Source organism: Lentzea sp. CC55, assembly GCF_021056325.1.
Classification (GTDB): domain Bacteria; phylum Actinomycetota; class Actinomycetes; order Mycobacteriales; family Pseudonocardiaceae; genus Lentzea; species Lentzea jiangxiensis.
This window is the reverse complement of the sequence record NZ_JAJCXE010000056.1, coordinates 53180-78693: the sequence shown is the minus strand read 5'-3', so window position 1 is coordinate 78693 and position 25514 is coordinate 53180. Positions and strand designations below refer to the sequence as shown.

Genomic DNA, 25514 nt, shown 5'->3' with positions numbered 1-25514 from the left:
CTCCGGCACATGACCGGATCGCTCAGCCGGTGAGCGACTTCCTGATGATCGGGCGGCTCGCCGGGGTGGCGTGCACCCGGTCCTGATCGCGCGTGCCGGCGTACCGGACGGCCAGCCGGCGGCCGTCCGGGCAGTCGAGCGCGGTGACGAACGACTCCGCTCGCCGGCTCCTCCCCACCGGTCCCGCCCGGCGGCGAGGAGCTTCGCGGCACCGCTGCACGGGCGCCGGCACCAGCTCCGCCAGCGCCCGGGAACCGCGTCGATCCGCACATCCTCTGTCCCGCAACGCGAAGACGCCGTGCCCACCGGCCGGCGCGACGAGGACCGGCAGGGTGGACTCGCGGCCGAACGCGATCCAGCCGAAGCACTCGGACTCCGGAAAGCGGGCATTCGCAACGACTCCAGCGTCGGGAGACCCGGCGTTCTCGACTACAGAAGGCCTGGTTCGCACGCCACAACGGTTCGGACCTCACCCTTGGGAGTGGAGTGGAAGTGGGATCTCCCCACAGTCGATTCGCCGGCAGCTCACACTCTCACCACCATCCCCCGCGACTCGGGAAAGCTCCCGCTGAAAACGCAAAGTCCACCGCGAATGGAAACCGGCGCACGCATCGCGCCGCTCGGGTGAGCAACCTTCTCGTTCCACAGCTCGATCTCGCTCGCGGGTGACCACCGCGCACGCTGACGATCAGTCCCGGAGGAAGGCGGCCACCGCCGCGCGGAAGTCGGGGCTGCCGCCGACGATCGCGTGATCGCCGGCGACGAGCACGAGGCGGGCGTCCGGGATCGCGTCGGCGAGCACTTCGGGCCGGGCCGCGAGCGGGTCCCGGTCGCCTGCGATGACGAGCGTCCGCGCGGTGATGCGCGCGAGCTCGACTCCTCCGGTGTGCACCGCCCGTGCCTGCGCGGCCAGGGACGGGAGGTCCGCGCCCACCGCCTGCGCGAAGGTGCGCATGCCGGCGACCTCCGGCGGGAGGGAGCCGGGGTCGTCGACGAGCAGTGCCTCCGCGAGCACGTCGTTGGGCAGCACCCGCGTGTCCACCCCGCCGAGCTCGACGACCCCGGCGCCGACACCGCCGACGACCAGCTTGCGCACCTTCGGTTCCTCCGCCGCGACGAGCAACGAGATGATGGACCCCATCGAGTAGCCGACAAGATCTACCTCGTGTGAGTCGAGAAGATCGATCACCGCGCGCAGGTCCCGTGCCATGCGCGGTTCACCGTAGCGGCGGGGATCCGGGGACTTCTGCGACTGGCCGTGGCCGCGGGCGTCGACTCCGACGACCGTGCGGCCCACCGCGGTCAGTGCCGTCACGGTGCCACTGCCGGCCCAGTCCACCATCGTGTTCGCCGTGAACCCGTGCTGCAGGACGACCGGAACGGGATGTGCCCGGACGCCGGAATCCGGCTCCCAGCGGTGGTACGCGATCTCCGTTCCGTCGTCCACGACGAGCACGGCCGTCCGCGGTTGTGGGGCCGCGGCGAGGGCGGGCACGGGATCAGTCATCGAGGACCTCGAAGGACATACCCGTGACAGTAAGGGAACGCCGGGCTTCTTCCCACAGGTCTCCGCGACTTCGCCGCCGGACGACTGGCCGCGCGGGTAGGTGCGCGGGCCTGCCGAACCGATCGAGGAACAACCGCCGGACGTTCTCGGTGCCGGCGGCCGTCTCGATCCCGTAGCCCGTGGGAGTGCACAACAACTCCGCTCGTTCTCCGCGCACGGAGCGACGCGGCCGGCGAACCGCTCGCGTTGACAACGGGCGGGCTGCCCGGGCCTGCCGACGAGCGTTGCGACGAACACCGCGATCGGCGCCGCTACAGGGCGTTTGCGGTGGACATAGCGGTGGGACCGGCTCAGAAGACGCCGAACGGCCTGTCGCCGAGGTCGTCGACAGGCCGTTCGCAACGCGGGGTGAGCGTCAGTACCGCGGCTGTTTGAGCAACGAGTCCCGCCCGGCGATCTCGGGCTGGTACACCTGCTCGTCCCAAGCCTCGGCCGGCACCGGCTGCAGCGCGATCGAGACGACGTCGTCCGGACATCCGAAGGCCTCGGTGATGGCCGAGGTCAGCGCGGCCGACAACGCGGCCGACCGCTCCGGGGAGAGCGTGGCGGGGAAGTGCTTGACGGTCACGTGCGGCATCGAGGGCCTCCTTGGACGGAACGGATGTGTTCGACGAGCGTGTCGACGAGCGGAGGGCGGAGCATCCCGTAGTGGTCCGCCGGCACGTCCACGAAGGACACCGAGGCGCGCACCGCCGGGCGCTCGATGAACGACGGCTGGTCGCCCACAGCGCGGAACACGGTCACGGGGGCCTCGATCGCGCGCATCGCCAGGTCGCGGTCGGTGTGGTCGAAGCGGTACGTCTGGTGCACCACGCGCGCGATCCTGCGGACCAGTTGCGGGTCCAGGTCCAGGCGTGAGCTGACGAACGCGGTGAACGTGGCCTCGTCCCGTGTCGCGCGCAGGCACTCTTCCAGCAGGTCGCCGGAGACGGCGCCCGCGAAGACCGAGAACAGGATCGTGACGTAGCCGCGGCTGCGCCAGCTCGGTGTCCGGTCGGTGCCGCCGGCCCCCGGGTTGCCCGGCGCGATCAGGAAGAGCTGTTCCACGCGCTCTCCGTCCCGCTCGAGTTGGCGGGTGGCCTCGAAGGCGACACGCGCGCCGAACGAGTAGCCCCACAGCGTGTACGGGCCCTGGGGTTGTCTGCGGCGCATCAACTCCAGGTCGCGGGCGGCCATCTCGGCGATCGACGGGTACGCGGTCTCGCCGGCGTTCACACCGTGGGCCTGCACGCCGTAGAACGGGCGGCCTGCTCGCGCGGCCAGCTGCCGCAGGTTCATCGGGTAGCCGCCGAGGCCAGGCCAGCAGTACACGGGTTCGAGGCTGCCCGCGGCGGAAAGCCTGATGAGCCTGGACGTCGTGTCCGCGGTGCCACCCTCCACCACCTTCGCCAGGGCCTCGACGGTCGGTGCGTCGAACAGCACCTGCAGTGGCAGGGTCAGGCCGAAGTCCCGGTTGATGCGGTTCACGAGGCCCACCGCCAGCAACGAGTTGCCGCCCGCGGCGAAGAAGTCGGTCCGCACCGAGACCGTCTCGACCTTCATGAGCTTGCCCCACATCTCACCGATGCGGCGTTCGGACTCGGTGCGCGGTTCGACCACCGGCTGGTCGGAGAAGTCGGCGGCGGCGAGGTCCGACCCGGCCAGGGAGCGCGTGTCGATCTTGCCGTTCGCGGTGTGCGGCAGGCGGTCGAGCACGATCACCTTGTTCGGCATCATGTAGTCCGGCAGGAACGAACGCAGGTCGTCTCGGATCAGCTCGGTCGGCCCCTTCATGTGCACCGCGTCCTCCTTCATGCCCCGGTGGCGGATCTGCTCCTCGCTGACCTTGCCGCCGATGAAGAAGTACGACGGGCCCACCGGCAGTCCCCGCTCGGCCAGCAACGCCGTGAGCCGGCGGTGCGAGGGCAGGTCGTGACCGCTCTTCGAGCTGTAGCCGGAGGACATGAGTCCCAGGCCGCGCACCGCCTGGTAGCGGTGCAGCACCCGGCCGAGCTCCAGGTAGGAGAGCCAGTCCTGGCCGGTGCGGCTGACCAGCGCGACGCCGAACGCGGCGCGTTCGTAGGCCTGCTGGTTGATGGCGATGACGTGCCTGCGTTCGATCACGCCGTCCGCGACTCGCTCGAAACCGCCGCCCTCGAACCGGTAGAGGCCTGCCGGCAGACCGGGGACGCGGTCGCCGTGCGCCTGCACGTACACGTCCACGGGTTCCTCGGCCGGTTCCGGGTGCGCGGGCACGAAGTCGAACGCGCCCAGGTAGTAGTCCTCGGGGGCGCATTCGAGGTGCGCCATGACCTCGGGTGCGTGCCCGGCGGCGCGGACGGTCAGCCCGTGCTCCGGCAGGATCTGCTCGAACAGGCCGACCATGTGCCCCGCCTCGATCTCCAGGACCTCGACGATGTTGGTGCGGTACACCGGTTCGACGGCTCGCCGCCTGCCGACGAAGTGCACGCGGGCGCGCTGGTGCGGACCGGCGGCCTTCGGCTGGATGAGGTACAACCGGTGCTCGACCGGGTGGTAGTAGTAGAACCCCGCCTCCAGGCCGAACAGGCCGTCGACCTCCAGGTACAGCTGGGTGGCGTAGAGCGAGCCCGGCGAGGCGTACCCGTACTTGGGCAGCAGCCGCTTGACGCTGTGGAACTGCCCGAAGTACCGCATGATGCGGCCGAACTCCTGCTGCCCCACCGACGCCGGGTCACGGGAGGTGGTGGCGGTCGTCCGCGTCCGCAGCAGCTTCAAGACGTCGTCGCTGGAGACGGTGCCGCCCTCGTAGAAGCGGTAGGTCTTGCGGGCGAACACCGTGCGGCGCTGCAACGCCGTCGGCTCGCGGCCGGGCAGGTCCAGCACCGGCTTGCCGCTCAGCTCGCCGGATTCCCGGCACCCCAGGTTGGACAGCTGCGCGCGCAGCTGCACCCGGCCTTCCTTGGACTGGTGGTGGGCGCCGTGGCTGCCCTGGTCCATCAGGGCGGCCTCCTTGGGGTTCAGCTCGACGAACGCCACGAGGTTCTGGAACCCGGTGCGCGGGTCGTCGCGCACCACCACGGCCGCGTGCTTGATCCACTCGTGCGTCTCCAGCGCCAGGCGCACCTCGTCGAGCTCGACCCGGAACCCCCGCAGTTTCACCTGGTTGTCCGTGCGGCCGACGAACACCGCTGTGCCGTCGGGGTTCCAGTACGCCAGGTCGCCGGTGCGGTACAACCGGGGCGAACCGAAGTCGGCGTGGAACGGGTTGTCCACGAACCGGTCCGCGGTCAGGTCCGGCTTGCCGAGGTAGCCGCGCGCGAGCTGCCGCCCGCCGATGTACAGCTCGCCGATCTCGCCGACGGCGACCGGTCGTCGATCGCCGTCCAGGACGTAGTACTGCGTGTTGTGCACCGGTGTGCCGATCGGCACGGTCGGCGGCCCGTCCGCGACCACGGCCGGGTCCACCCGGTGCGAGGACGAGTTGATCGTGCACTCGGTGGGTCCGTAGAGGTTGACCAGCTCGCGGTCGGGCAGCTCGGCGAAGAACCGCTGGGCGAGCGAACGGGAGAGCGCCTCACCGCCGCAGAAGACCTGCTGGAGCGTCGTGCACTCGGTGATCCGCTCTGTGTCCACGATGGCCTGCAGCAGTGTCGGTACGCACTGCAGCGTCGTCACGCCGTGCGCCTTGATGGTGTCCACGAGCGCGTCGGGGTCGCGGTACACGCCGGGCGCGCCCATGACCACGGTGCTGCCGCAGGCGGACGCCAGGATCTCCCACTGGGCCGCGTCGAAGCTCATCGGTGTCTTCTGCAGCACGACACGGCGGTGGTCGATGCCGTGCGTCTCGGCGAGCCAGCACATCTGGTTCACGATCGCCCGGTGCTCGATCATCGCTCCCTTGGGCTTGCCCGTGCTGCCGGACGTGTAGATCACGTAGGCGAGATCTCCCGGCGAGGGCGGCACCGGCGGGCCCGCGGGGGTGCCGATGTCGTCGAGCACGACGACGGTGGTCTGCGGCGGCACCATGCGGCGCAGCTTCCCGGCGAGCTCCCGCTGCGTGAGGACGAGGTCGCCGCCGAAGTCCTCGACCATGTACCGGAGGCGGTCCTCCGGGTACTCCGGCGCGAGCGGGAGATAGGCGCCGCCCGCGTGCAGCACTCCCCACGCGCCCACGATGAGATCGGACGACGGGTGCACGAAGAGTCCGACGCAGTCGTCTTGGCGCACCCCCAGGTTCCTCAGGTGGACGCCCACGGCCGTGGCCCGTGCCGAGAGCTCCGTGAACGTCAGCCGCTCGTCGCCGTGCACCACCGCGATGTCCTGGCCGCGCCGGCGCACCTGCTCGTCGAGCAGGTCCACCAGCGTCCGGTCCGGCACGTCCCGCAGGGTCCGGTTGAACTCCCGCGTGTGCGCATCGGCGTCCAGCAAGGCGCGTTTCACGTCGACCCCCTTCGTTGCAGCGGCCCTTCTCCCTGTCAGGTTCAGAAAGAACGCTGTCGAAGCGCTATCGGTCCGGTAAGGACGGCGGAGAAGCGAGAACGCCCGGCGGGTGAACCCACCGGGCGTTCTCAGTCCACAAAGGATTTTCAGGCCGGTTGCGGCACCGGGACCGCGATGCGCACCGCCTCCTGCGGCAGCCTGGGTTCCAGGCGCACCAAGGCCAGCGCGGACGCGGTCACGCCCGCGGCCAGCACGAGCCACATGCCCGTCGCCGAGAACGTCATCAGCCACGTCAGCACCGCCGGTGCCAGGGCGGTCGGGATCGCCCAGGAGAACTGGTACACCGACAGATGACGCCCACGCGTCTCGGTCGGTGCCGCGGAGGACACCAGCGCCGAGGCGGTCGCCCCGTGCATCAGCTCCCCCAGCGTGAACAACGCCGTGGCGGCGAACGCGCCCACGAGCAGCACGGCGGTCGACGACGACACCACCCCGAGCGCGGCGAACACGACGAACGACACGCCGATCACCACCGCACCCGCCGCCGTGGTCCTGGTGCGCTGGTACCGCACCAGGTACCGGGTGACCGGGATCTGCAGCAACGCGATCCCGATGGTGTTCACCGCGTACAACGTGCCCACGAGACTGGTCGGCGCACCGAGCTGCGTGGTGATGTACACCGGCAGCGCCACCGCCAGCACCATGTACCCGAAGGCGACCGGTACGTTCAGCGCGGTCAGAACCATGAACGGCCGGTTCGCCAGCACCGTCCGGTACCCGCCGCGCGCCGGGGTTCTCACCCGGGGCGCCGCCGGCCGGTACCGGATGGAACCGACGATCACCGCCGCCAGCACGAACGCGAGGCCCGTGCCGAGCACGATCGCCTGGTACGCCGCGTCACTGCCGAGCGTCAGCGCGCCGGCCGCGACCAGACCACCCGCACCGAGTCCCGCGTTGCGCAGACTCCGTTGTGCGGCGAGCAGCTTGTCCCGTTCCGCGCCTTGGGCGATGTCGGCCACCAGCGACTGGATCGACGGGGAGAACGATCCGTCGCCCACCGCCACCAGGGCTACGGCGAGGAACATGCCGGACGCCGAGTCCACGAACGGGTAGAGCCCGAACCCGAAAGCCCGCACCAGGTACCCGCCGACGACCACGGCCCGTGCACCGAACCGGTCGACGAGCACCCCGGCGATCGGGTTGCCCACCAACGCGAACAGCGCGCCCGCTGTCATCAGCACGCCGACCCGTTCGATCGGCAACCCGGTGACGTGGTGGAAGTACAGCAGGGACAACGGCAGGTACATGCCCGCACCGGTCGCGTCGACGACCATCCCGGTCAGGTACCGGGTACGCCAGCCGTTCATCGCCGGTCCTTCCTCCGCTGTTCGGGAATCCGCGCGGCGGGCCGCTCGACGCGGGCGCCGCTCGGGTTGGCGGCGACGAGCACCAGGTCGACGGATGTGAGGACGTCCATCTCCGGCAGGGTGTGCTTCTTCACGACGATCCCTCCTGGACTATGCGTGTCTGGGTCTCGAACCTGGCCCCGAGCGCGCGCAGGCGGGACTCCGCCTCCGCCCGGTCGGCGCCGGTGGCCACGGCGGCGAGCAGGAAGTCCGCGGACCCCGCTGCCGGTGGGATGACGTCGCCGACGGCCGCGTAGCGCCAGAACCGCGCCAACCAGGGTTCGACGACCGTCGACGGCAGCGCCTCCACGAGACCCGGCCGCTTCATCATCAGCACCTGCCCGGACATCCGGGCGGGGACGGGCGGAGGACCGCCGGCGAGGGTGTCGGCGAGCAGCGGCAGGGACAGGCCCAGCTGCGCACGCGTCACGTACTCGCCGTGGTTGATGCCGAAGATCGCGGCACCGACCTCGCGGATCTTGGCCCCACCGGTCCTGGCCGCGATCTCGCACACCACGAGCCGGTCGTCGGGCGTGTGGAACACCTCGGCGTGGAAGGCGTGCTCGAGGTGCCGGTCCGACGTCCGCAACGCGGTGACGGCTCGCCCGGTCAGCTCCAGCAGCCGCGCCGACAACGGGTCCGCCACGTCGAGCGTCAGGTCGACGCGCGCACCCGGATCGGAGCCGAACGACGAGAGCGAGTACTGGTACTGCGACGCCCACTGCAGCACGACGCGCCCGCCGACGACCAGGCCGTCGACGTGGCACATCCGGCCCGGCACGAAGGCCTCCACGAGCGCCGGACCGCGGAGCTCCAGCGGCTCCGGGCCGTGCAGCACGCGCAGGCCGATCGAGTTGAACCCGGCGACGTCCTTGACGACGACCGGGAACCCGTTCTCCCCGGCGAACTCCCACACCTGCGCCGCGCTCGAGACCACGGCGTGGCGTGCGACCTCGATCCCGGCGGCGGCGAGCATCCGCTTCATGACCGACTTGTCCCGGTACGGCACGGTGTCCGCGGTCCACGCGCCCGTGAGACCCAGGTTCTCCCGCACCCGCGCCGCGACCAGCAGATCGGCCTCGTGGTGCGCGACGACGTGCGTCACCTCGAACTTCACGGCCAGCGTCAGCGCCTGGTCGAACACGAACTCCTCGTCGTGGAAGTCCGCCACGACCTCGAGGTGGGTCAGCCCCAGGTGATCGGCGGGAACCTCCTCCCCGGCACCGGTGATGCGGTCACGAGCGGCGAGGACGACGACGTCGTCGTCGTACCCGGACAGCCAGTGGCGGTACGGGAACGGTTCGAACGGGTTGCGGTGGATGATCAGCACGCTCATGCCGGCACCGCCTCGGCGATCTCGGCGGCACCCGCGCGCACGACGGTGCCGTCCTCGGTCTCGACCTGGATGTCGATCACCGACTCGATCAGCCTGGCGCCGTTCGCGACGGCGTCGTCGGCGTCGAGACCGGTGACCGCGACCAGCCCGAGCCGGTCCCAGTTGTCCCGCAGTGCGCGGACCTCGTCGCCGGGCTTGGCGCTCACCCGGACCACCAGGGCCACGGGTGCGGCGGCAGCGGCCTCGACACCCGAGACCGACAGGACGCGGCCGGGCGTTCCGACGACGAACCGGGTGCTCGCGCCCGCGCGGGCCACGGGCCGTTCCGGGAGTTCCGGGACGAGACCGAACGGCCAGCCGACCGAGTACGTGATCAGGTCGATCCCGTAGGCGCCCTCGACCAGGTCCGTGATGGCGTCACCGGCGACCCGGTTGTGGCTCTCGATCACCGCCACCCCGCGCGAGCCGACCCGGACCTCGGTGTGCGCGACACCGTCGCGCAGCCCCATGGTGGTCAGGAACCGCGGCACCTCCGCCCGGATCAGTTCCTCGTCGGCCGCGCTCATCCGCGCCGGCACGACGTGCCCGACCTCCGCGAAGGACCGGGGCTCGACCCACTTCTCCGTCACCGCGACCACGACGTGGCGCCCGTTGAAGCTGAACGTCTCGACGCTGTACTCCTCGCCGTCGATGTACCGCTCCATCAGGAACTCGCCCAGCAGGAACAGCGTCGAGACGCGGTCGGTGCGAGTCCCGCGAAGACGGGTCACGTGCTCCCACGCGCGCTCGAGCTCGTCCGGCCCGTCGACCTTCAGCACCCCGATCCCGGCGGTCGCGTCCGTCGGTTTGACGATGAACGGGAAGCCGTGGCGCGCCGCGTAGGCGTCGAGGTCACCGCGCTCGGCCAACGACGCCGCCGGCACCGCCGCGGGGTCGTGCAGCGCCAGATGTGCCCGCATGGCGAGCTTGTCGCGGAACAGCCGGGTGACCGCGAGACCGGTGCCGCCCAGACCGAACCTGTCGTTGATCCGCCCGGCGTTGTCGAGACCCGGTTCGGTCAGTGACAACGCGACGTCGAAGCCGTGGACGTCCCACAGCTCCTCGGCCACCGGCTCGACCGCGGACCAGCTCGTGAAGTCGACGATCCGGACGGCGTCGGCGGACGCCTCCTGGATCGCCGAGATCTTGGTCGGGTGCTGCAGGAGCAGCACCGTGACGCCGAGCTCCTTCGCTTTGACGACCGTGTCGTCCGTACCTCCGACCAGCAGCAGTGTGCTCATCGGTCAGCTCCCCTCGTGATGCCGGCCGACGTCAGCACGCTCAGGTAGCGCTCACCGGTGTCGGGCAGGATGGTGACGATCGTCTTGCCTTCGTTCTCCGGCCTCTCGGCGACGCGCAGCGCCCCGAAAGCGGCGGCACCGGACGAGATCCCGGCGAGCACGCCGGCCTGCCGGGCCAGCCACAGCGCGGTGTTCGCGGCCTCCTGGTCGGTGACCGTCAGCACGTCGTCGATCAGCGCGATGTCCGTCGTGGCGGCCACGAACCCGCCGTTGAGGCCGGGGATGGCATGGCTGCCCGCGTACCCCCGCGACAGCAGCGGGGACCCTTCCGGTTCCACGCCGACGGCCTGCACCAGCGGGTTGCGGGACTTGAGGTAGGCCGCGGTGCCGCAGAGCGTGCCTCCCGTGCCGATGCCGGCGACGAGGACGTCGACGGTGCCCGCGGTGTCGGCCCAGATCTCCGGCCCGGTGGACTCGAAGTGCGCGGCCGGGTTGTCGGGGTTGGCGTGCTGCTGCGGGAACCACGAGCCGGGCGTCGCCTCGTGCAGTTCCCTGGCCCGGTCGATGCAGCCCTGGTAGCGGAGCTCGGCCGGAGTCAGCACCACCCGCGCGCCCAGTGCCTCGAGCAGTCCGATGCGCTCGCGGGTGGCGTTGTCGGGCAGCACGATGACGCACCGGTAGCCGCGTGCGGCGCTCAACGCGGCCAGCGCGATGCCGGTGTTGCCGGACGTCGCCTCGATGACGGTGCCGGAACCGGGGGTGAGCAGGCCGTCGCGTTCGGCGCCGCGCAGCATCCACAGCGCCGCCCGGTCCTTGACGCTGGAGCCGGGGTTGGCCGACTCCAGCTTGGCGAGCACCGTCGCGTTCGCGGTGGGCAGCCGCAGCAGCGGTGTGTTGCCGACCAGCTCGTCGATCGACTCGGCTACCCGCGGGGTGCCCAGGGTCGTGGTCATGACGCCGCCCTCCGGAGGGTGTGGCCGGTGGACACCGCCGCCGTCGGCGCGAGCGCCGCGGCACGGCCGGGCACGTCGGCGACGACGAGAGCGCAGGCCCCGATGACGGCGTCGTCGCCGACGCTGATCGGGCCGAGCACGGTGGCACCCGTGCCGAGAACGACGTTCCTGCCGATCACGGGATGCCTGCGTTCGCCGGACGGGCGCAGGTTGTCGCGCCACCAGCCGACCGCGCCGAGCGTCACCTGGTGGTAGATCGTGACGTCGTCGCCGACGACGGCCGTCTCCCCGATGACGACGGCCGTGCCGTGGTCGATGAACACCCTGCGGCCGAGCCTCGCGCCGGGATGGATCTCCACCCCGGTCGTGGCACGCACGAGCAGCATCAGCGCGCGTGCGGTCCGCCGAAGTCCGCGGTTGTGCAGGAGATGCGCGACGCGATGGGCCCACATCGCGGGCAGCGCAGGGTGCAGCAGTCCTTCCACGTGGCCGCGGATCGATGGATCCCGTTCGACCACGGTGTCCCAGTCTTCACCGCACAGGCGCAGCAGTCCGAGCTCGGTGCCCGGCGCCGGCGCGGCTGTGGTGACCCGCTCCATCTGAGGGCCTCCTCCCATCCGTCGGTTGTCAGCAACCTCAGGGTGGGCGGAGGCCCTTTGGGTCGGCTTTCGGCGACGGACCGCCGGCCGATAGCGGATCGATAGAGCTAAACCGCCTGTTCAGACGGCACTGGACGGCTGCGGCGTGCCCAGGCGACCGCCGGACCGGTCGCCAGCGCGGCAGCCAGGAAGAGGCCGCCGAGCACCAGCCAGCCCACGGCACCGCCGTCGATCACCAGCGCGGTCAGCGCCAGCGGGCCGAGCGTCCTCGCGACCGCGATGCCGCTGCCGAAGAACCCCTGGTACTGCCCCTGCTTGCCCTCCACCGCGAGACCGAAGCTGATCTCCCAGTAGCCCGAGGCCAGCATCATCTCGCCGGCGACCTGCAGCACGGCGCCCGCCGCCAGCACCACCGCCGCGACCCAGGCCGCCTGGTTCCCCGACGAGAACGCGAACACCACGCACGCGGCGAGGAGGAACAACCCCGACAAGCGCACGATCCGGACCGCGCCGGCCAAGTCGTGCACCCGGTTCGCCACCGAGACCTGGAACAGCACCACCGCCACCGTGTTGATCACCATCAGCACGGACACCATCCAGCGCGGCGCCCCGGTGTGCCCGACCACCCACAGCGGCAGCACGACGCTCAACAACGGCATGTACAGCATCAGCACGGAATTGAGCGCCGTCAGCACCGCATAGGGGCGATCCCGCAGCACGACGAGCACCGGCTCGCCTTTCCCTGCCTTGGCGACCCCCGGAACCCGGGGCAGACGCCTCAGCACGAGTGCCGCGGCCAGGAATGTGGCGGCGTCCAGCGCGAACGCGATCAGATAGGCGGCCTCGGTGTCGAACTGCAGTGCAACGCCACCGATCACGGCGCCGATGGCGATGCCGGCGTTCGCCGTCGACTGCATGTAGGCGCGTGCCTTCGTCCGTCCGGCCGCGTCGACCACTCCCGCGAGAAGGGCTTGCCTGGCCGCGACCAACCCGCATTGGCAAATCGTGTAGACGCACGCGACAACGAGGAACGCGGGGAAGGACCGCACCAGCGCGAATGCCGCGACCGCAATCGCCGTGGCCGCCGCGAGCGCCACCGCCACGCCACGTGGACCACGCCGATCCGCCAAGTGCCCGAGCGGGACGCTCGCCAGCGTTCCCAGGGTCCACCCCAGGGTGAGACCCAGGCCCACCTGTGTGGGCGTCAAGCCGACTATTCGGGTGAAATACAGGACCGAACAAACATAATAGGCACCATCACCAATCGCATTGGTCAGCTGTGCAACGGCCAGACCTTGGGACGGCCCCGCCGGAGGGAGCAATTTTCTAAACATCGAGCTCCTTCTTCCTCGTCACGTGACATCATCACTCGGGAACCACCGCACCGTGGGCAGGTCGTCATCATCGGCTCACGGGGCAACGCATATCCGGTTCTTTCAGAACAGAAGAGACAAATCGGACTGCACTGGTGGGCAGTTGAGGGGCGGACTGGTCATGCTGAGACTTCTGGGACCAGTGGAACTGGTCGTGGACCAGCGTTCGCTCGATCTGGGCGGGCCTCGCCAGCGGGTGGTGCTGACGATGCTCGGGCTCAACGCCAACCGCGTGGTGCCGGTCGACCAGCTCATCGACGCGGTGTGGAACAGCTCCCCTCCCTCCACCGCGAAGGGCCAGATCCAGATCTGCATCTCGGCCCTGCGCAAGGTGTTCACCGACGCCGGCCTCCCCGAGGCGATCCGCACCAGGCCGCCCGGTTACACCCTGGAGATCCCCGACGACGCCCTCGACAGCACCCGGTTCGCCGCGCTCGTCGCGCGCGCCCGCGAGGAGAGCGACGCCGGCTCCGGCGAGATCGCGGCCGCCACGCTGCGCTCCGCGCTGGCGCTGTGGCGGGGTTCCGCGCTGTCCGGCGTCGCCAGCGACCTGGTCCAGCGTGCCGCGGTGCCGCTGGACGACCAGCGCCTCGCGGCCGTGGAGGAACGCATCCGGCTCGACCTCCTGCTGGGCAGGCACGAGGAGATCTGCGGGGAACTGCGGACCCTCGTGGACGACAACCCGTTGCGCGAACGGCTGCACGGCTTTCTCATGCTCGCCCTCTACCGCGCGGGCAGGCAGGCCGACGCGCTCGAGGTGGGCCGCGCCGCCCGCACCGTGCTGATCGAGGAGATCGGCATCGAGCCCGGCCAGGAGCTGCAGGACCTGGAACAGGCCATCCTCAACCGCTCCCCCTCCCTCAACGCTCCCCCGGCGCGTCAGAAGGCCCCGGCCGGCCAGGCCGCACCGCCCGCGACCGAGGCCCCGGCGACCATCCCGCGCCAGCTGCCCGCGAGCATCACGGACTTCACCGGGCGCGACGACCTGATCGAGGTGCTGCGCGCGGGCCTCGCGGCCGAGTCCGAAGAAGAGCGTTACGCCGTGCCCATCATGGCCATCTCCGGCAAGGGCGGGGTCGGCAAGTCCAGCATCGCGGTGCGGGTCGCGCACGAGGTCGCCGACCGGTTCCCCGACGGCCAGCTCTACGCCGACCTGCGCGTGCAGAGCCCGGACGACCGCACCGGAAAGCTGCTCGCCCGGTTCCTGCGATCGCTGGGGGTACCCGGCACGGCGGTGCCCGACGACATCGGCGAGCGGGAGGAGCTCTTCCGCAGCAAGGTGTCCGGCAAGCGGCTGCTGCTCGTGCTGGACGACGTCACCAGCGAGAACCAGGTGCTGCCGTTGCTGCCGGGCAGCGCGTCCTGCGCGGTGATCACCACGAGCCGGGCGCGGCTGTCCGGGCTGCCGGGCGCCCAGTGGGTCGACGTGGACGTCTTCGACGTCGACCAGTCCGCGGACCTGCTCGCGCGGATCATCGGCCAGGAACGGGTGAACGCCGAACCGGAGGCCGCGGTCGAGCTGATCACGTTCTGCGGCGGTCTGCCCCTGGCGTTGCGCATCGCGGGGGCCCGGCTCGCGTCGCGGCCGCACCTGCGCATCGACGGACTGGTCCGCAGGCTGCGCGACGAGGCGCGGCGGCTCGACGAGTTCCAGCACCACGGGCTGGAGCTGCGGTCCAACATCGGCCTGACCTACAAGGGCCTCGCCCCGGACGCCCAGCGGTTGTTCCAGCTGTTCTCGCTCATCCGCGCGCCCGAGTTCCCCGCGTGGACGGCGGCCGCGTTGCTGGACATGGACATCTACGACGCCGAGGACATCCTCGAAAGCCTCGTGGACGCGCAGCTCGTCGACACCGTCGAGTACGCCGACGCGACGGCCACGCGCTACCGGTTCCACGACCTGATCCAGGTCTACGCCAGGGAGAAGCTCACCGAGTCGACCACGCAGGAGGAACGCACCGAGGCCCTCGCCCGGCTGCTGGGCGCGTGGCTCTCGCTCGCCGAGGAGGCGCACCGGCGCGAGTACGGCGGCGATTACACGATCATGCACGGCGACGCTCCCCGCTGGGCGGACGCCACCTGGTCGAACATGGGCCTGACCGCGAACCCGATCGACTGGATGGAGAGCGAGCGAAGATCGCTCGTCGCCGCCGTCCGCCAAGCGGCCGGCGCGGGGTTGGACGAGTTGTGCTGGGACCTCGCGCTGACGTCGGTGACGTTGTTCGAGTCCAAGGGCTACTTCGACGACTGGCTGGAATGCGCGAGAACCGCCGAGACCGTCGCCAGGGTCGCCGGCAACGACGTCGGCGTCGCGGCGATGCGGTACTCGCTCGGCACGCTGCACATGTTCCAAACCCGGCTGCAGGAGGCCGCGCAGTGCTTCGGCGAGGCGCTGGAGGGGTTCCGGGCGGCGGGTCACGAGCACGGCCAGGCACTGGTGCTGCGCAACGACGCCCACGTCGACGGACTGCGTGGCGACATCGGCTCGATGCTCGTCAAGTACGGCGCGGCACTGGTGACCATGCGCGCCTCCGGTGACCGCATCGGCGAGGCGCACATCCTGCGCAGCCTGGCGAAGCACCACCTGGAAGAAGGCGACACGACCACCGCGCGGGGACTGCTCGACGACGCGGTGCGCATCACCCGCGAGGTCAACTGCCTGCGCGCCGAGGCCCAGGTGGAGCACCGCGTGGCGGAGCTGCACGTGGTGACCGGCCAGATCGACCAGGCGCGCAAGTCGTTGCACCGCGTCCTGCAGATCGTGCGCGACACCGGCGACCGCATCGGCGAGACCTACGCCCTCTACAGCCTGGGTGTGGTGCGGCACAAGGAAGGCCGCCTCGACAACGCCGAGACGACCCTGGTGCACGCCCTGGACCTGTCCCGCAAGATGGGCGAACGGCTGATCGAGGCGAAGACGCTGTACTCCCTGGGGCAGATCGCATTGGCCCGCGGCGGTGGCGCGGCGGGCACCACGCATCTCGAACGCGCGCGGCAGCTGTTCGAGGACCTGGGTTCGGCGCTCTGGCAGGCGAAGACCCTCCTCGCGCTGTCCGAGGCCTCCGAGACCGGCGACGACGCGCTGGCGGCCGTGCTGCGCGCGGCCGAGCTGCTCACGCCGCTCACTTCCAAGGAATCCGCCCAGCTGCTGGCCGAGGTGGAAATGACCCGCGCCGCGCTCTCGTCCTCCGTTTAGGAACGCGGCCCGGAGCGTTGTGCGCGACGTTCCGGGCCCGTTGGGTGCGAAATAGTGAATTCTCTTCATTTCTTGCCTGGTCACTAGTGCGTGTCTTCGACGCAGACCAGGAGGTCGGCGCTCCAGTGCGTGTCCTCGGGGCAGTCGTTCGGTCCCTGAACGGTGACGCCGGTGTTCTTCCCGTGCGTGTCGGCGGAGGCGGTGCCGCTCGCGATTCCGAGGACGGCGATCGTCGCGATGATGGCGGAGACCAGCGTCGAGGCGGCGGACTTGCGGCTGGCGAACATTTCTACCTCCGGGTTGTTCGGGGGTGTTCCCCCTGGCTGACACCAGTTCAGCCACCGGCTCCCTCGATCCTCGTTCCGTCCGCCATCGAGGTGCCTTAAACCGGCCGATAGAACCTTGAAAGTCGATCGACAGCCCGCCCCTGCAACGTTCGTCCCGTCGAGTTCAACGAACACGGGAGGGACCGGCGATGAACGCCACGACACTCCGCCTCAGCAACGACGACCTCCGACGTGTGGTCGAGGACGGCGACGCGGTCCAGGCGGTGGCGACGGCGTTGATCGCACGTTCAGCGGGCCGCGAGGACCTCACCGGCCTCGCAGCCGATGGTGCGACCGTCCGCGACGACGGTGAGACCGCGATCTACGAGACCGCGCAGGACAGGCAGCTGTGCGTGATGTCCGCCGCCGGCCTGCGTGAGTACCGGCTCGCGGTGCTCACCGCGCTGGCGACCCGTCACCTGGTGGTGCCCGGAGTCGTGACCGCCTCGGTCATCGGCTCGGGGTTCGCGCTGGAACTGCAGCTCACGATCCTGCGCACCCACGTCCCCAACGTCAGCCACGTAGCTGTGGCGACGACGGGGAACCAGCCGCCCGACAGGGCGGTGCTCGACCGGCTCGACCGCGACGGCATCGGGTTCTCCCTGGTGGAGACCCCCGCCGACGCGATGTTCGGCGCCAACCTCGTCGTGCTGGCCGGGGTCACCCGGCTCGACGCGCTGCGGCTGGCGAAAGGCGCGGTCCTCGTCAACACCACCGGTGCCGACCTGCCCGTCTCCCTGCTCGACGGCGTGCACGCGGTCTTCGTCGACGACCAGGAAGGGCTCGCCGGCAGCGGTCGGACGTTCGCCGGAACCCACCGGGCGGCGCGCAGGGGCGGTCGTGGACACAGGTCCCCGTCCGTCGTCGCCGACCTCGGCCGGGTGCTGGCGGGCGAACACCCCGGTCGCACGGACCACGACCACGTCCTGCTCGTCGAGCTGATCGGCGGCGGGACGGAGCTCGACCCCGTCCTCGCGGGCCGCATCCACCAAGCCGCCGCCGCGGCCGGACTTGGAACCTTCGCCGACCACTGATTCCACCCGAGAAATGTCCGTTCGCGGCGAGCAGCCGATACCCAAGGAGCCGACCATGTCCGTGTCCCAGAGCCACTGCGAGTTGCGCATCGTTCCTTCCTGCACCTCGACTGCGCGATCCGGTTCGCGCAGCTGCGACCAGTGCCGCCAGGCCCTGCGCGACGAGCTGCGGGCGCTGCCCGGACTGCACGAACAGTGCGCCCAGTCGCTCACGCCGGGTCGCCGGCCCGAGGTCGTGCAGATCAGGAACTCACGCGTGCCCGGTGGGTTGAGCCTCAACCTGACCGCTGTCTCGGTGCGCACGAGCATCCTCGGCGTGCTGGCCTCGTGGTCGTCGATGGTCATCGAGGAGACCGGCACCGTGAAGCCGCCCTCACGCCGGGTGCACGTGCTGTCGACGTTCCTGTACCGCAACCTCGACTGGATCCTCAACCACGAGGTGGCGCAGGACTTCGCCGAGGAGATCACCGACCTGGCCGACGCGGCGCGTGCCGTGCTGGACCCGTCGATGAGTGAGCGCCTCGACCTCGGCCCCTGCGGCGAGACGGGCTGCGGCATGACCGTCTACGCGGCGATCGGCTCCGGCGCCGACGCGGGAGCGCACGCCGCCTCCTGCGGCGCCGGCCACCACATCTCGGCCGGCCAGTGGCTGCTGCTCGAGGAGTCCGACGACGTCCAGCAGCACTCCGCGCAGGGGACCGTGGCATGAAACAGCGGACGCGCGGGCGAACCGTGCCGACCGAGCTCGCGGCGCTCGCCGCCGGAGTGCCGGCCGCCACCATCCGCAAATGGGCCAGCCGGGGAAGGCTCACCCGGTACGGCAGCAGGAACAAAGCCGAGTACAGCCTCGACGAACTGCGCGAGGTTCTGCGCGAGAACGCGGCGAGAATTGCAGTCTGAAACACGGCCACGAACAGGGTCCTTCCACACGGGAGGGCCCCTGTTCGCATGTCCGAAAAATGCGGGTAAAACTCCACAGGGATTTTGTCGGACAAAGGGTTGACCGCTCACCGCCGAAGTGTCACGCTGTTCTCGGGGCACCGCTTTGCCCGCTCGGCGGGCAGACACCGGAACCGACCCCGATTCCTTTCCTCCCACGCGACTGGATGCGCGTTGCGGAGATGACTGCATTTACTTGATTCTTTGTCTGGAGCGCCGCCATGTCCGAACCGTCGTTACCGAGAGCATTCATCCTGGCCGGTTCCTTGCTGGCCGTCTGCCGCGCGCCGCGTTATCTCGCGGAACTGCGCGAGCGCGGACTGCGGGTACTGCTGATCACCTCGGCGAACTGGCGAGCCGAGGCGGAGCGGGTGGCCGGGGACGCCGGCCACCCGCTCGCGGGCGTCGAGGACATCGCGTTCGTGGACGGTGGCGTGCGCCACGAGGGATCGCTCATCGCGGGCCCGATCGCCGCGGCGCTCGCCTGGCGACGCCGGTACGACGTCGTCGGCGCCTACGCGGTCGGCGAGACCATGGTGGAACCGGTGGGCCTGATCGCCGACGCGCTCGGCGTACCGGGGCCAGGCCTGCGCGCCAGCCGCGTGTGCCGCAGCAAGTACCTGCAGCGCTGGTACCTGCCGGAGTTCAGCCCCCGGATGGCCTTCGCCGGGGACGACCTGTCCGGCGTGCGGTTCCCCGCGGTGGTCAAGCCGTCGGGCCGGCACTCCAGCTCCGGTGTCGTCACCGTGACGGACGCCGAGTCGCTGCGCGCCGAGCTCGCCGCGTACGGCGACCAGGAGACGGTGCTCGTCGAGGAGAAGGTCGCCGGCCAGGAGTACTCGGTGGAAAGCCTGGTGCAGCACGGGAAGGCCATCTTCGCCTCGGTGACCCGCAAGGACACCAACGACCACGACGGCAGGCACTTCGTGGAGCTCGGGCACACCGTGCCGAGCGACCACGCGGCCGTCACGGAGCTCCTGCTGGACGCCAACCAGGCGGTCCTCGACCGGCTGGACGTGCGCGACGGGATCACGCACGCCGAGTGGCGGGTCACCGCGCACGGGCGCCCGGTCCTGATGGAGATCGCGGCCCGCCCGCCGGGTGACGGCCTGTGCTCGCTCTACGAGCTCGCCACCGGTCGTCCGCTGGAGACCGAGGTGCTGCGCATCGCGCTCGGCGAGCACGCCGACTACCCGGCGCCGCGGCGCCACACCCGGCAGGTCTACGTCGAGCACCCCGAGGGCGTGCTCGACGACGTCGTCGCGGACTGGCCGGGAGCGCGGGTCGAGTGGGTCGGTGAGGCCGGTGTCTGGGAGCAGCCCGAACCGCTGCCGGCGGACGCACCCGCCACGCTCCACGCCGTGCACGTGCACGCCGAGCGCGGCGCCGTGCTGGGCCCGATCACCTGTTCCGAGGACCGCTCCGTCACGTTCCTCGTCGACGCGCCCACCGCGGCCGGCCTCGACGAGATCACCGAACGCGTCCGGCGCGCCATCGACATCCGCACGACACCGAAGGGGGCGTCGGCATGAGCAACCTGCTGATGGTCATGCCGTACCGCGCCTACCTGGCGAAGGCCAGGGCCGAGGGTTTCCGCGTCGGTGCCGTCTGGGACCCGAAGGTGGCGATCGAGATCTTCGGCGGGCTCGCCGACCGGTACCTCGAGGACGTGCGGGCGCAGGCCGACGCGTTCTGGGAGGCCGACTTCGCCGACCCCGCGGGGTACGAGCAGGTGCTGCGCGAGGCGGCACGGGAGTTCGGCGCGGACCTGATCTGCCACGTCGGGCAGGAGGAGAGCATGGGCCTGGCCGTCCGGGTCGCCGAGGACCTCGGTCTCGCGGCGAACTCGGCGGAGTCCGTGCACCGCCTCAACGACAAGGTCGCGCTGCGCCGGCTGCTGGACGAGCACGGCCTCTCCCCCGTCCGGCACGCCGACGCGGCGGACTGGCGGTCGGCCGCCCCGCTGCTCGCGGGCTTCGAGCTGCCGGTCGTGGTGAAGCCCACGCAGCTGTCCGGCAGCCGCGGGGTGGTGCTGGTGCGCGACCTGGCCGAGTTCGAGGCCTGGGGCGCCGCGTTGGACGAGACCGGCTACACCGGTCCCGTGCTGGTCGAGGAGTACCTCACCGGCCAGGAGTACAGCGTGGAGACGATCAGCGTGCGGGGCAGGCACCACGTGATCGGCGTGACGCACAAGAGGCTCGGCGCGCCGCCGCTGTTCGTGGAGGCCGGGCACGCCCATCCCGCACCGGAGGCCGATGACGCCATCGGCGCCACGGTGGTGGCGATGCTCGACGCCGCCGGGTACCGCACGGGCCCGGCGCACACCGAGCTGCGCGTGACCCCGGCCGGACCGCGGATCATCGAGTCGCAGGCCCGGCTGGGCGGCGACCGGATCCCGCGCCTGGTGGAGCTCGCCACCGGCATCGACCTGGAGCGCGCGGTGTTCGCCGCGCTGGCCGGACGTGACCCGGCGCCGCGTGCGCGGCGGGACGTGGCGTGGATCCACTACTTCGCGCTGCCGCCGGGCGTGCTGCGCTCGGTGAGCGGCCTCGACGAGATCAGGGCGCTGCCCTTCGTCGACGAGCTGTCCTTCCCGTTCGAGCCCGGTGCGCGGGTGCCGTTCACGGTGGACTGGCGTTCGCGCCACGGTTTCGTGGTCGTGTCTGCCGCCTCGCACGAGGAGGCGGCACGCCGGGCCACGAACGTGGAGGCGCTCCTGCGGGTGACCGTCGACGATCTCGCGGAGGTGTCGCCATGAACGTCAGAACGCTGCACCCGAGCCTGCGCGTGCGCATCGGCGTCGGGTTCGTGAACCGGCTCGTGGACTCGATGATCACGTCGTTCATGGCGGTGCACCTGGCACTGGCGTGGGGCGTGGCAGCCGCCGGCCTGCTGCTGATCGTCGTGGTGGCGCTCGGCGTGGCCGGGATGCTCTTCGGCGGTCACGTCGCGGACCTGCACGGCAGACGGCGCACACTGCTCGCCGCCGAGGCGGGCGCCGCGGTCACGTTCGGCGTGATGGCGCTGGCCGACTCGCCGGTGCTGTCGAGCGCGCTGCTGGTATACCTGGCGTACGTGGCGAACAAGTTCGCCGCCAGCGTCGCCCTGCCCGCCAACGACGCGATGATCGTGGACCTGACCTCGCCGGAGACGCGCAAGGGCGTGTACACGATCAACTTCTGGGCGACCAACCTGGCGCTCGCCATCGGCGCGCTCGCCGGCGCCGCGCTCTACTCGCGGTTCGCGGTGGTGCTCGCGGTGGCGGCGGGGGCGACGCTGGCGGTGCTGGTCACGACGTACTTCCTCATCGCCGAGTCCAAACCGGACAGCGAGGTGCCGCGCGCACGCCCGCAAGGGGTCCGCGCGCTGCTGCGGGAGTTCGGGGACGGCTACCGGCTGGTGCTGCGCGACCGGCTGTTCCTGCGGCTCATGGTCGCCGGGACGCTCACGCTCGCCGTCGAGTTCCAGCTGGTGAACCACATCGCGGTCCGCCTGGCCACGGACTTCCCGACGCAGCAGCTGCTGTCGTTCGCGCCCGCCGTGGACGGGGTCGGGATGATCGGCCTGCTGAGGGCCGAGAACACGATCCTGGTCGTGGCGCTGGCGTTGTTCTCCACCGTGCTGTTCCGCGGGGTGTCCGACCGGGCCGGCCTGTACCTCGGCACGGCGTTGTTCGTCGGCGGGTACGCGGTGATGGCGGTGAGCGCGTCCGGCTGGGTGCTGATGGCGGCCGGTCTGGTGTTCACCGTCGGCGAGCTGATGAGCGTGCCGGTCAGGCAGGCGATGCTCGCCAACCTGGTGCCGGACCACAGCCGCACCCGCTACATGGCCGTCTACAACCTCAACATCCGGGTCGCGCAGGGACTTGCCGCCGGCTGCGTCACGCTCGGCGCCCTCGTGCCGGCCTGGGGCATGGCCGCGCTGTACGTCGCGCTCGGCGCGGTGATCGTGTGGCAGTACAGGTTCGTCCTGGCCGGAAGGCCGGTCGCCGAGCAGGTGGGGGTGCCGTCGTGATCCGTCCCGTCGTCGAGTCGCTGCCGACGTTCAAGCCGGGGCCACCGGTCGTCTCGCCTGCGGGCGAGACGTTCCTGTTGGCCGCCAACGAGTCCGCGGACGGCCCACTGCCCTCGGTCACGGCCGCGATCTCCCGCGCGGCCGCGGACGCGCACCGCTACCCCGACTACACCTCGGCCGAGCTGGTCGGCGAGCTCGCCTCGTCGCTGGGGGTCGCCCCCGGTCAGGTCGCGGTCGGCTGCGGGTCGTGCGGCGTGATCGCGAACCTGCTGTCCGCGGTGGAGGAACCCGGCGGCGAGGTCGTGTTCCCGTGGCGGTCGTTCGAGGCCTATCCCACGATGACCAAGCTCGCCGGCATGAACCCGGTGCCCGTGCCGCTGCTCGACGAACGGCACGACCTGCCCGCGATGGCGGCCGCGGTGACGCCGCGGACCCGCGCGGTGATCGTGTGCAACCCCAACAACCCCACGGGGACCAGCGTGCGCCGGGCGGAGCTGGAGTCCTTCCTGGACTCCCTCCCCCCGGACGTGCCGGTGCTGCTGGACGAGGCGTACTTCGAGTACGTCCGGGACGGGGAGTCACCGGACGGTCTGACGCTGCTGGCCGGACGGCCGTCGCTGGCCGTGGTGCGCACGTTCTCCAAGGCGCACGGCCTGGCCGGCCTGCGCGTCGGGTACCTCGTCGCGGACGAACGGCTCGCCGGTGCGGCGCGCACGGCGAGCCTGTCGTTCGGCGTGAACCGGATCGCGCAAGCCGCCGCCGTGGCGTCCCTGCGGGCAGGCGACGAGCTCACCGCCCGCGTCGAGGCCACGGTGAAGGAACTGGCCCGCGTCCGGGCCGCTTTGCTCGACCAGGGCCGGACCGTGCCCGAGTCCGAGGCCAACTTCGTGTGGCTTCCCCTCGGTGAGGAGTCGGTCGCGTTCGCCGCCACCTGTGCGGCGGCCGGGGTGGCCGTGAGGGCCTTCCCCGGCGAAGGCGTCCGGGTGTCCATCGGCGACACCAGGGCCAACGACGCCTTCCTCGCGGCGGCGGAGCACCACTCACGCTGCCACTAGGGCTGTCGCGACACACTGAGAGGAGGAGTCCGTGATGGATCCCTCGGAGAGATTCAGCATTCGCAGCCGGGGCCTGCGCGCCTCGGAGATCCGGGCGCTGTTCGCCGTGGCGGCGCGCCCCGGCGTGGTGTCACTGGCAGGCGGCATGCCGGCCGCGGACGCGCTGCCCAGCCAGGTGCTGGCGCGCATCCTCGGTGAGGTCGCCGCCGAGCCCGGCGCGCTGCAGTACGCCACCGGGCAGGGCGCTCCCGGCCTGCGCGAGATGATCTGCGGCGTGATGGCGGAGGAAGGCATCGCCGCACACCCGGACGACGTCGTCGTCACCACCGGCGCGCAGCAGGCGCTCGACCTGGTCACCGCCGTGCTGGCCGATCCAGGAGACGTCGTGCTCACGGAGTCGCCCGCCTACGTCGGCGCGCTGGCCACGTTCTCCGCGCACGGGGTGCAGGTCCGGCACGTCCCCGACGACGGCGCGGGCCTCAGCGGTTCCGCCATCGCCGAGGCGGTGGACGGGGCGCGCAGGTCCGGCCGGCGGGTGGCGTTCCTCTACACGGTGCCGAACTTCGGGAACCCCTCCGGCGTCACGCTCAGCGCGGCGCGGCGGGCCGAGGTGCTCGCCACGTGCGACCGGATCGGGCTGCAGGTGGTGGAGGACAACCCGTACGGGTTGCTGCGCCTGGAGGGCGAGCCACTGGCCGCGTTGCGCGCCGCGCACCCCGGCGTGGTGTACCTCGGGTCGTTCTCGAAGATCCTGGCGCCGGGGCTGCGGGTCGGCTGGGCACTCGCCCCCGCGGAGGTCACCGCCAAGGTGGTGCTGGCCGCGGAGGCCGCGATGCTCTGCCACTCGGGGCTCGCCCAGGTCGCCGTCGCCCGGTACCTGGCGGACGAGCCGTGGATCGACCACGTCAAGGCGTTGCGCGAGCTCTACTGGGAACGCCGGCAGACCATGGTCGCGGCGCTCTCGGCACTGATGCCGCGCGGCACCCGGTGGCAGGTCCCGGAGGGCGGCTTCTTCCTCTGGCTCGCGCTGCCGGACGGCGTGCGGGCCAAGGCGATGCTGCCGCGGGCGATCCAGGAAGGGGTGGCATATGTCCCCGGAACGGGTTTTTTCGCCGACGGCAGCGGTGACGACCACCTCCGGGTGTCGTATTCCTATCCAGAACCGGATGCCATCACGATCGGCGTGCGCAGGCTCGCCCGCGTCGTGAAGGAAGCCGCCGAACCGCAACCGAACCGGAGAACACCCCCATGACGGCCCAGAAACCGCGCGTCGACTTCTACTTCGACCCGGCCTGCCCGTTCGCCTGGATCACGTCCCGCTGGATCCTCGAGGTGGAACAGCACCGCGACATCGACCTCTCCTTCCAGGTGATGAGCCTGTCGGTGCTCAACGAGCACAAGGAGGTCGAGCCCTGGTACCGCGAGTTCTGCGACCGCGCCCGGGGCCCGGTGCGGGTCGCGATCGCCGCCGCCGGCAAGTACGGCGACCAGGTCCTGCGCGAGCTCTACACCGAGCTCGGCACGCGGATCCACAACGGCGGCAACAAGGACTACCCGTCCGTCATCGCGGAGGCGCTGGCCGCGCTCGACCTGGACCCGTCCCTCGCCGAGGCCGCCGGCTCCGACGAGTACGACGAGAGGCTGCGGGCCTCGCACCACCGCGGCATGGACCCGGTCGGCGAGGAGGTGGGCACGCCGACGATCCACATCGACGGCGTGGCCTTCTTCGGTCCGGTCTTCCTGTCGATCCCGCGCGGCGAGCAGGCCGCCCGGTTGTTCGACGCGGCGGTCGAACTGGCCGCGTACCCCCGGTTCTTCGAGCTGAAGCGGACCCGCACGGGCGAGTTCGACTTCAGCTAGCTCCCCCCACCGGCGAGGCCCCTGGCGAGACACGGCCAGGGGCCTCGCCGCGTACCCACAGACCCCGCACCTCCCGCTGGCGCCGCCCTCGGACGCACGAGCCACGCCGCACACCACCAGACCCCACACCTCCCGCCGACGAGGCCTCCGGACGCACGAGCCGGAGGCCTCGTCG

The 25514-nt window shown here is 71.1% G+C and carries 22 protein-coding genes; 10 read left to right on the top strand and 12 right to left on the bottom strand.

The features are described from left to right. Positions 1-22 precede the first annotated feature (22 nt). From L6E10_RS35345 to L6E10_RS35295, 11 genes are all read right to left on the bottom strand, one after another. Positions 23-451 carry a hypothetical protein gene (locus tag L6E10_RS35345; RefSeq protein ID WP_236224513.1) on the bottom strand — a complete coding sequence of 143 codons (429 nt, stop codon included), beginning with the start codon at positions 449-451 and terminating at the stop codon, positions 23-25. A gap of 237 nt (positions 452-688) precedes the next feature. Next, positions 689-1507: an alpha/beta fold hydrolase gene (locus tag L6E10_RS35340; RefSeq protein WP_236224512.1), complete on the bottom strand. Its 819-nt coding sequence runs from the start codon at positions 1505-1507 to the stop codon at positions 689-691. Between the two features lie 415 nt (positions 1508-1922). Beyond that, positions 1923-2144, bottom strand: a complete 222-nt coding sequence (locus L6E10_RS35335; RefSeq protein ID WP_236224511.1) for a tautomerase family protein — start codon at positions 2142-2144, stop codon at positions 1923-1925. Beyond that, positions 2132-5968: an amino acid adenylation domain-containing protein gene (locus tag L6E10_RS35330; protein WP_236224510.1), complete on the bottom strand. Its 3837-nt coding sequence runs from the start codon at positions 5966-5968 to the stop codon at positions 2132-2134. The genes L6E10_RS35335 and L6E10_RS35330 overlap by 13 nt, the downstream gene beginning before the upstream one ends. A 146-nt stretch (positions 5969-6114) precedes the next feature. After that, on the bottom strand, positions 6115-7335 hold the full coding sequence (locus L6E10_RS35325; protein ID WP_236224509.1) for an MFS transporter: 1221 nt from the start codon (positions 7333-7335) through the stop codon (positions 6115-6117). Further along, positions 7332-7469, bottom strand: coding sequence for a hypothetical protein (locus L6E10_RS35320; RefSeq protein WP_236224508.1), 138 nt, complete (start codon positions 7467-7469; stop codon positions 7332-7334). The genes L6E10_RS35325 and L6E10_RS35320 overlap by 4 nt, the downstream gene beginning before the upstream one ends. Then, on the bottom strand, positions 7466-8710 hold the full coding sequence (locus L6E10_RS35315; protein WP_236224507.1) for an acetyl-CoA carboxylase biotin carboxylase subunit family protein: 1245 nt from the start codon (positions 8708-8710) through the stop codon (positions 7466-7468). Before L6E10_RS35315 ends, L6E10_RS35320 begins: the two co-directional genes overlap by 4 nt. Beyond that, positions 8707-9990 carry an ATP-grasp domain-containing protein gene (locus tag L6E10_RS35310; protein WP_236224506.1) on the bottom strand — a complete coding sequence of 428 codons (1284 nt, stop codon included), beginning with the start codon at positions 9988-9990 and terminating at the stop codon, positions 8707-8709. Before L6E10_RS35310 ends, L6E10_RS35315 begins: the two co-directional genes overlap by 4 nt. After that, positions 9987-10943, bottom strand: a complete 957-nt coding sequence (locus L6E10_RS35305; RefSeq protein WP_236224505.1) for a PLP-dependent cysteine synthase family protein — start codon at positions 10941-10943, stop codon at positions 9987-9989. The genes L6E10_RS35310 and L6E10_RS35305 overlap by 4 nt, the downstream gene beginning before the upstream one ends. After that, positions 10940-11542: a serine O-acetyltransferase EpsC gene (epsC, locus tag L6E10_RS35300; protein ID WP_236224504.1), complete on the bottom strand. Its 603-nt coding sequence runs from the start codon at positions 11540-11542 to the stop codon at positions 10940-10942. The genes L6E10_RS35305 and epsC overlap by 4 nt, the downstream gene beginning before the upstream one ends. A gap of 107 nt (positions 11543-11649) precedes the next feature. Next, complete coding sequence (locus L6E10_RS35295; protein WP_236224503.1) at positions 11650-12876, bottom strand: MFS transporter; 1227 nt, start codon at positions 12874-12876, stop codon at positions 11650-11652. Between the two features lie 160 nt (positions 12877-13036). Here L6E10_RS35295 and L6E10_RS35290 point away from each other — a divergent pair, with 160 nt between their 5' ends. Continuing rightward, positions 13037-16111 (top strand): AfsR/SARP family transcriptional regulator, encoded by a 3075-nt coding sequence (locus L6E10_RS35290; RefSeq protein WP_236224502.1) that lies wholly within the window; start codon positions 13037-13039, stop codon positions 16109-16111. A gap of 83 nt (positions 16112-16194) precedes the next feature. On the opposite strand, the gene L6E10_RS35285 is transcribed toward L6E10_RS35290, so the two are convergent. Continuing rightward, positions 16195-16398 (bottom strand): hypothetical protein, encoded by a 204-nt coding sequence (locus L6E10_RS35285; RefSeq protein WP_236224501.1) that lies wholly within the window; start codon positions 16396-16398, stop codon positions 16195-16197. A 188-nt stretch (positions 16399-16586) separates the two neighbouring features. Here L6E10_RS35285 and L6E10_RS35280 point away from each other — a divergent pair, with 188 nt between their 5' ends. The 9 genes from L6E10_RS35280 (at position 16587) to L6E10_RS35240 (ending at position 25339) form a co-directional block, all read left to right on the top strand. Then, on the top strand, positions 16587-17471 hold the full coding sequence (locus L6E10_RS35280) for a hypothetical protein (RefSeq protein ID WP_236224500.1): 885 nt from the start codon (positions 16587-16589) through the stop codon (positions 17469-17471). A 55-nt stretch (positions 17472-17526) separates the two neighbouring features. Continuing rightward, positions 17527-18180 carry a hypothetical protein gene (locus L6E10_RS35275; RefSeq protein WP_236224499.1) on the top strand — a complete coding sequence of 218 codons (654 nt, stop codon included), beginning with the start codon at positions 17527-17529 and terminating at the stop codon, positions 18178-18180. Then, positions 18177-18371, top strand: a complete 195-nt coding sequence (locus L6E10_RS35270) for a hypothetical protein (protein WP_236224498.1) — start codon at positions 18177-18179, stop codon at positions 18369-18371. Before L6E10_RS35275 ends, L6E10_RS35270 begins: the two co-directional genes overlap by 4 nt. Positions 18372-18631: 260 nt before the next feature. Further along, positions 18632-19942 carry an ATP-grasp domain-containing protein gene (locus L6E10_RS35265; RefSeq protein WP_236224497.1) on the top strand — a complete coding sequence of 437 codons (1311 nt, stop codon included), beginning with the start codon at positions 18632-18634 and terminating at the stop codon, positions 19940-19942. Further along, positions 19939-21168: an ATP-grasp domain-containing protein gene (locus tag L6E10_RS35260; protein ID WP_236224496.1), complete on the top strand. Its 1230-nt coding sequence runs from the start codon at positions 19939-19941 to the stop codon at positions 21166-21168. The genes L6E10_RS35265 and L6E10_RS35260 overlap by 4 nt, the downstream gene beginning before the upstream one ends. Further along, positions 21165-22424 (top strand): MFS transporter, encoded by a 1260-nt coding sequence (locus L6E10_RS35255; protein ID WP_236224495.1) that lies wholly within the window; start codon positions 21165-21167, stop codon positions 22422-22424. Before L6E10_RS35260 ends, L6E10_RS35255 begins: the two co-directional genes overlap by 4 nt. Continuing rightward, positions 22421-23479: a histidinol-phosphate transaminase gene (locus L6E10_RS35250; RefSeq protein WP_236224494.1), complete on the top strand. Its 1059-nt coding sequence runs from the start codon at positions 22421-22423 to the stop codon at positions 23477-23479. The genes L6E10_RS35255 and L6E10_RS35250 overlap by 4 nt, the downstream gene beginning before the upstream one ends. A gap of 34 nt (positions 23480-23513) precedes the next feature. Next, positions 23514-24731: a PLP-dependent aminotransferase family protein gene (locus L6E10_RS35245; protein ID WP_236224493.1), complete on the top strand. Its 1218-nt coding sequence runs from the start codon at positions 23514-23516 to the stop codon at positions 24729-24731. Next, positions 24728-25339, top strand: a complete 612-nt coding sequence (locus tag L6E10_RS35240; RefSeq protein WP_236224492.1) for a disulfide bond formation protein DsbA — start codon at positions 24728-24730, stop codon at positions 25337-25339. Before L6E10_RS35245 ends, L6E10_RS35240 begins: the two co-directional genes overlap by 4 nt. Positions 25340-25514 lie beyond the last annotated feature (175 nt).